Raw genomic sequence first — 7,348 nt, forward strand, 5'->3', positions numbered from 1 at the left:
AGAATGCGGCATGCCTGTTTGCTCCCTATGTCACGTGGGGCGGAGTTCACACGACCTCTTCACATCGTTCAGCGGCATCTCCAAAGTGAGGAGCGATCACTACGTGGCTATGAATGGATGTCCTGCATGGGTATCGACGTTTCCGCCGCTCCGCCAGATCGCCGAACGAAGTCAAACAACCTCACGGGGGGGGGCACGTCATCGGTCAAAAAGACTATTGTGTTCGCCCACCGACACTAGTATTGTCTCAAAAGTGATAAACCAAATACGTATTTGAACCACCCCCGGGGTACCCTTGGTGGTTGAAAAGAGGTTTCTGGTCGTGGCGCATCAGGTTATAGCATTGAAATGTCCCAACTGCGGCGATGCAGTGGACACGGGGCAAAAGGTCTGCAAATTCTGCAAGCAGCCAGTCATTATCTCTACCTTCAATAGCGTTTACTCGATGCCGATCCCTCTCGTAAACAAATATGCGGGTACATATAAGCAGGCATTATCTGATGACCCAAGTAACAGAGAACTCAATAATTCCATCGCAATGTGCTATTTGAAGTTAAAGTTGAATGACAAGGCGCTAAATGCCTTTGAGAAAGCGATGGAGGATAATTTTGATAACTCTGAAACATTTTTTTATGCCGCCATCTGTCTTTTGAAAGGGCAAAAAGCATTTCTTACTACAAAGGCCTCAATAGATAAGATCGAGGAATATATTAAAGCGGCGATTCTGCTTGAGCCGAAGGGTATCTATTATTACTTCTGGGCGTATATCAAATATGATTATTACGATAGAAAGTGCTACAACACTTCTCCAACATATCAGGACGCGTTGGCATTAGCAGAAACTGCCGGGGTATCGCCTTTTGATATTGAGCAGCTGTTTGGGATTTTAGGCGTTCAGCGTCCCGAACCCTTATAGCGGCGATGCTATTGGCGACGTAATCGTCACAGGAAAGGGAGGTGAAATATAAATGAAACATGCGGTGTGATTGGGAGCAGGCTGCAACAACTTCTCATCTACACCTCTTTCGCGGAACGTCACAAACGAAACGAAATATTCTAAAACTTTTCAAACAGGGAGATCAACACAATGTCAGTCGACAGCGCATTACTGAAAGGCAAGACGCCAGAACAAAAGCAGGCAATCAAGTACTTTTTGGACACTGGATGTATTGCGGCATTGACCCGCATGAAGGACGATGCTTACGACCAGGCGGTTCAGAGTAAACTTAACGCACTCAACCTCAAGCAGAGGGCGTTAGGGAAGATTGGTTTGGATGAAGATCAACTGAAAGCAATTGCGCCCGTTTTCTTGCACGGGTACACAGCCGAGGGTGCGCACGTACGAGTTGGTGCTGACGATCGTTTAAGGACCTCGAAGTACGACGCGACGTGGCTCTTTTTCAGCGACACTCAGGTGTATATGTATAGCTATACTCTTGACATGACTTCCGATGCGAAAAAGGAAAAAACGGAGGAGTATTTCTACAAAGACATCACGAACTTCTCTACTTCTTCCGAAACCACGGACGCAAACAAAATCAGCGGCTGCCAAGGCGACAAGGTCACAAAGACCCAGCGCGAATACAGCAGATTTTCCCTTGTGGTCCCCGGAGATAAATTCACATGTTCGACCAGTGGGGTTCCTGATGCAGACAGATCTGTGAGCGCCATGAAACAGAAACTGCGGGAGAAAAAGCAGTAGTATATGGGTAGTGCGTAAGGAAGCGGTCACGTCCGTTCCGACGTGACCGCTTTTTAGTATCCGAACCGAAACACACGTTGTGCGATGCGCGACGACATAATTACAACGCTCCACCCGGAAGGCTCCAGCAATAACATTCGGGTCGCGACAGAGAGACGAAAACTCGAGCGACCGCAGATTTGCTATGGGGAAGCCATACTTAATGTGCTGATACCTCTAATTGTATCAGTTGGAGTAGGCTTTTGGAGTATGCGTTTCGCATTGACGTGCTTATGTGTGTTCACGGTAGTCAGGATGCGGGGAATCTTAATTTGGTTCATACGACTTTATCAACGCTATGCTTCGGCGGATATACGACTGGCCTGTGTATTTGAACCAGGTTGCTCGGAATACATGATTCTGAGCATGCAAAAGTATGGGATTCTCAAAGGAATCAGCAAAGGCATAGAACGATTGAAACGATGCCACCTCCCAAACGGCGGCACTGATTATCCTTGAATGGTTAGTAAAGGAGCGGTGAATAATGGATGATAAGATGAATATCATTTCTTCACTGCCGTTAGCGACTGAGGAGATCGTTGGATTTGGCGCTATTGAGATTCTCTCAATACCCCATGTTTCCGTATTGCAGAAGCGTTTTACGGTTATCCCGAATATTGACACGGAATATAAGCAGGACATGGCGCGCCTGTTGTCGGAAATCTTCCAGAATTACAAATTGAACGATGACGGCGCCAGTGGTTTAAAAGATATTTCTCTAGAACTGCTTTGGTGTACAGAAGAAGCGCACAATCAGCCTTATAAGGCTAATATCAAGTTGTTTATAATCATCCGCGCAATTGACGATACTGTCACAAATGCAGAACATAGAGTGAACTCGCTCTTGCAGATATGCAAGGCGAGCCTGAGTTTTGGAAAATACGAATATCGGAGCATTTCCTTTGCAGAGTTCCATTCGCGAGTCCAGAAAATAGACGATCAAAGCATCATCGCTATCGTAAAAGAAGAACGGGTGGAGAATCTTCAGAATCCAATCTTACCGTTCTGTTTTGCATTCGCAAAACTTCCCACGACGGAGAACGACCTTAGCCGTGTCGTAAACGCCCTTATTGACCATCCAAATTGTGCTGTTTCATTTCAGATTCTGCCAACTATCTATTCCGCAGAAGAAGCAGATGCCGTCGGAAAGATGGCGCAAGCACTCGACACCTTACATAGAGGTGTCGCAGAGCAGGGCGTCGGTAATATTAGCTTCGCATTGGCAGAAAAACACGCCAGCGTATACAAATACTACGCTAATAACAAACACACCTCTCTATTTGCGTTCAATATATTGGTGTTTGGCTCGTCTTCAGCCGCAAACTCCCTTTCAACCAGACTTTTAGGGCAACTCAACATAGGAAACGAACTGCGTCTTATCCCGCTTACGGCAGACGAAGTACAGAAAGACACGAACTATTATCCGCTTCCTTGGGCGGTAAACGAGTTGTTGCTCAACGCTAAACGCAGTCCGTGTCTATTGAATTCCGAACAGAACTTGAATGCTTACTACCGCCTACCATATATAATTACCGCAGAAGAAGCCTCCGAGTTTTTCCGCTTGCCCATCGGAAACGAAAATACTTCTGCCGGTCTTGTAATAAGTGAGTCGAGTAAGGCAAGCCACTCTTACGCCGGCAATATTATAGGCGGAGGCGACATTGCGATTGGGCACCTTAAATCCTCCTCTCGAAGTTCTATAGGCATATCTTTAAAAGACCTCACGAAACACATGCTTGTCGTCGGAACCCCCGGTTCAGGCAAAACTACATTCTTGGTTAGTGTGCTCGACCGGTTGTGGAAAGACCACAGGATACCGTTCTTGGTCATCGAACCTGCCAAAAATGAATATCGGGCTTTGGTGCAAAGCATTCCGGATTTGCAGGTGTTCACACCAGGCAAGCATTCTATTTCGCCATTTGTGTTTAACCCTTTTGTGCCACCGAAGCATGTGAAACTGGAAGCCTACAAATCTACACTCAAGACTGCGTTTGCGGCAGCGGTATCCATGTCCACCCCGCTTGATAAGATTTTCGAAGAAGCGGTCAATAACTGCTATTCCGATTTTCAATGGCTTGATACATATACTAGCGACAGCAAGGGGCAACCCTTCAATATTTCAGATTTCATCAAGTGCTTTCAGGAAACCTTTGAGCAAATCGGCTATACGGGTGATGCTAAGAACATTGGGCGCGCAGGTGTTGTGCGGTTGAATAGCTTGGTAAATCTGTTTGATAACTATTTCTCAATTCCTATTGAGGATCTGCTGACCAAACCCACCATTATTGAATTGGCGGCTATCGACAACAGTGACCAAAAGGCATTGATTATCGCTTTATTGCTGTTGTCTATTTCGGCCTATGTAAACAGCAATTATATTGGCGAGGGTGGTTTGCGTAATGTTATTTTATTGGAAGAAGCCCATGTGCTTCTTGGCGCCGATCCCAGGCCAGCCGTGGAAGGCGAAGCCAATCCAAGCGCTATTGCACAGGGGTTAGTCAAGAGGATGCTTGCTGAAATCCGCTCTTACGGCGTTGGTATCGTTATTGCAGACCAATCACCTCGTAAGGTTACAGCCGATGTTGTAGCACTCACTGATATTAAACTTGCATTCCGTCTGGTTGAAGCAAGCGATAAGCAAATTATCGCCGACAGCACCAATATGGTAGAGGTACATACCCAGCGACTCGCCAAACTGAAACCAGGCGAAGCATTTCTATTCTTTGGCCAACTGGATGAACCGGAGGAGCTTATAACTGAAGATTATCGGTTAGCTAATAACATTTCCATAACGTTGTCCGACGATCAGATAAGGTCACTATCCACTTATTGGGACGCAAAACAAGATAAGTTAAGACCATACCCTGAATGCTGTTACACCCGATATTGTGGCACCACCTGCAATTGTGCACGCAGAACATTGGCGAGAGAGATTGCCCGCCGAATATTTGTTAAACACTTTAAACCCGACAGTACCGATTTTGCGATTATCAAAAGCATACTAGGGCAGATTTCCAAATTGATTATAGACAACCTGAACGACGAACCTTTTGACCGTGAACTGCTGTCCTGTGTAAAGGTCCATTTGTTTCGTCGGATTCGATACGGAACGATAATGAACATCCCAAAGAAGACCGTTCAGACATCTTTAGAGAAAGTGTAGGGCCTATAATATGGGAGGCAGTATCGACGGCGGTGAAAAGGGTGAGTTGGACGATATGTCTCATCTTTCTGACACATCAGGCGATGTTGAAAATGACGTCCCCGATGATATCCCTGCGGATATACCAGAAGATGCTCCGGTTAGCGGCGACGATAACTTGGCTCGTGAGGCTTCGCCTGACATTCAAGAGGACATTCCGGAGGATGTGTCCGATAGCGAAACTGAAACCCCACGCGAAGGCGATGAGAAACCAGTCGATGATCATCCATTTAAGGCGGATGGAACGCTTAAAGAAAACATTCGATATCACGCGGGAGAATTCGGATACGAGTATGAAACCGATGACAAAGGCCGTATTGACGATTTTCACGCTGACAAATTACAACTTACCGCGCGTGAGGACAGACTTCCCCATGATGGGGATACTCCTGGAAAACTGGAAGGTGACCAAGCCGGACATCTCGCAGGTGATCGATTTGGCGGTTCTCCCGAGATCGATAATTTGGTTTCTCAGTCGTCTCATGTTAATCTCAGCGAATACAAGAAGATAGAAAACCAATGGGCAAAGGCACTTGAAAACGGTCAGCATGTCAGTGCAAATGTCGATGTTGAATATGAGCAAGCTGATAGACGTCCTTCCGCATTCGATGTCGATTACGATATCGACGGCGAAGCCTTTTCACAAAGAATTCTTAATGGAGAGAATCGCTGATGAATGACAGTTTTGAGAATCGATTTAGCGAACTACAGGCAGATATGGTTTCTATTTGCCTTGAGTATGCAGAAAGAATGGCGGATAAAGTATTCATATATGCATCATGTGAGGGCGATATTATCTCAAGCAATTTCTTTTACCAAGTTAACGGCCAATTGAAGAAGAAACACAAACTCAATGATGATACCGATAGGCATTGTGATACATCTGTTAAGCGGCAACAAGCCGTCATGAAGATTCTAAACGACGATATTGAAGATATAAAGATCCTGTGCGCTCGAGTCAACAGGCCTATGCCAACAGAAATGAAACTTGTCTTCGACGTGAAAACAAGTGACTTGTCTGCAAAGTATCAGTATCAACCTATATACACCAACTCCAAAGATAAGACCGCTTTGACAATTTCCGAGGAATGGTTTGTACGGGTTGCTTCTGAATCAACAGGAGGGGTGTAATCAATGACAATCTTTAAGACAAATCCAAACGAAACTGCCTATGTCGGCGGCGCGAAACATTGGGCTGATGTAATCAAGAATTCGGGTCCCGGAGAACTGTTGATATGGCGGCAGCCGGAAGAAGATTTCAATACGAATTCCACGGTAGTCGTCATGCCGGGTGAAGAAGCGATCTTCATCAAGGGCGGCGTCATTGAGCAGGTGTTTGAAAACGGTTCATATAGGCTCTCGACGGAGAACTATCCTTTTATCAGCCGCTTAAGAAATGTTTTTACCGGCGGTGTCAGCACGTTCAACTGCGTGGTTTACTTTGTTCGTAAAGCCCTCAGCATGGAGGTATTATGGGGTACATCTTCCCCCATTCAAGTGCGCGACCCTGTCATGATGATAATGACAAGCGTCCGTGCAAGAGGTGCTTACAAAGTGACTATCGACAACGGAGCAAAGTTTTTGACTAAACTGCTCGGGAATAATATTCCCTTTGCAATTCAGGACGATCTCACGAAATATTTTGATAATCAATTCCAACAGCAGATTAAGTCAAGCATTGCAAAAGCAATGTTGAATGCTAATAGAGAGATTCTGGGGATCTGTGCGGACCAGACTTCGCTAGCACAAAATATCCAACCCATTCTCCAGGAGATATTTGCTGATTATGGAATCAAACTTGTAACCTTCTCGATTGCCGGAATTGACATACCCGAAAACGATCCCAATAGACAGAAACTTGAAAATGCTTTTGCGAGTAGGGGTGTCATGAACATATTGGGAGCCGATTGGGGACGACAGCAAGCAACTGAAATCTTGCACGACGTTGCCAATAATCCGGGCTCGGGCGGGATTGCGGCTGCCGGTGCAGGGCTTGGTATGGGTATGGCGGCTGGTGGTGTCTTTGGTGGCATGGCGCAACAAATGTTTGCCCCGTTGCAACAGCAACAACCATCGCAACCTATACAGCAACAACCATCCGGCAGATTCACCCAAAAAGCGCCTACTACTGACGGGAAAGCAAGTGCAAGTGTCGCTGATGAGATTATTAAATTGAAGAGTCTGCTGGACGCAGCCGTGTTAACACAGGATGAATTTGATGCAATGAAGAAGAAGTTACTCGGTCTATGAATCGTTACAAAACAAGGAGTCAAGGTTCTTGAAAAGGACATCTTCACTATGGATGATGCTGGATATAGTATTCCTCATCGTTTTCAATGCAATGTTTTTTATCCTTGGTGGAACTGACCACAGAGCATCTGTTTGGATCTCGTATGGGTTTATCC

The 7,348-nt window shown here is 45.8% G+C and carries 8 protein-coding genes; all 8 read left to right on the forward strand.

Features of this window, described 5'->3' with window-relative positions; genetic code table 11:
• Positions 1–240: hypothetical protein (locus WCO51_07580; GenBank protein ID MEI6513121.1), on the forward strand; the 240-nt coding region annotated here is incomplete at its 5' end.
• A gap of 55 nt (positions 241–295) precedes the next feature.
• Positions 296–916, forward strand: coding sequence for a tetratricopeptide repeat protein (locus tag WCO51_07585; GenBank protein ID MEI6513122.1), 621 nt, complete (start codon positions 296–298; stop codon positions 914–916).
• Between the two features lie 171 nt (positions 917–1,087).
• Positions 1,088–1,702 (forward strand): hypothetical protein, encoded by a 615-nt coding sequence (locus tag WCO51_07590; protein ID MEI6513123.1) that lies wholly within the window; start codon positions 1,088–1,090, stop codon positions 1,700–1,702.
• A gap of 84 nt (positions 1,703–1,786) precedes the next feature.
• Positions 1,787–2,200: a membrane protein insertion efficiency factor YidD gene (gene yidD / locus WCO51_07595; protein ID MEI6513124.1), complete on the forward strand. Its 414-nt coding sequence runs from the start codon at positions 1,787–1,789 to the stop codon at positions 2,198–2,200.
• A 25-nt stretch (positions 2,201–2,225) separates the two neighbouring features.
• Positions 2,226–4,904, forward strand: a complete 2,679-nt coding sequence (locus tag WCO51_07600) for a DUF87 domain-containing protein (protein ID MEI6513125.1) — start codon at positions 2,226–2,228, stop codon at positions 4,902–4,904.
• A 10-nt stretch (positions 4,905–4,914) separates the two neighbouring features.
• Entirely contained in the window at positions 4,915–5,616 is a 702-nt protein-coding gene (locus WCO51_07605; protein ID MEI6513126.1) for a DNA/RNA non-specific endonuclease, read from the forward strand.
• Positions 5,616–6,074: a DUF600 domain-containing protein gene (locus tag WCO51_07610; protein MEI6513127.1), complete on the forward strand. Its 459-nt coding sequence runs from the start codon at positions 5,616–5,618 to the stop codon at positions 6,072–6,074. Before WCO51_07605 ends, WCO51_07610 begins: the two co-directional genes overlap by 1 nt.
• Positions 6,075–6,077: 3 nt before the next feature.
• A complete protein-coding gene (locus WCO51_07615; protein ID MEI6513128.1) occupies positions 6,078–7,193 on the forward strand; it encodes an SPFH domain-containing protein in 1,116 nt (371 codons plus the stop codon).
• Positions 7,194–7,348: the final 155 nt, after the last annotated feature.

The sequence above is a fragment of the bacterium genome, assembly GCA_037131655.1.
Classification (GTDB): domain Bacteria; phylum Armatimonadota; class Fimbriimonadia; order Fimbriimonadales; family JBAXQP01; genus JBAXQP01.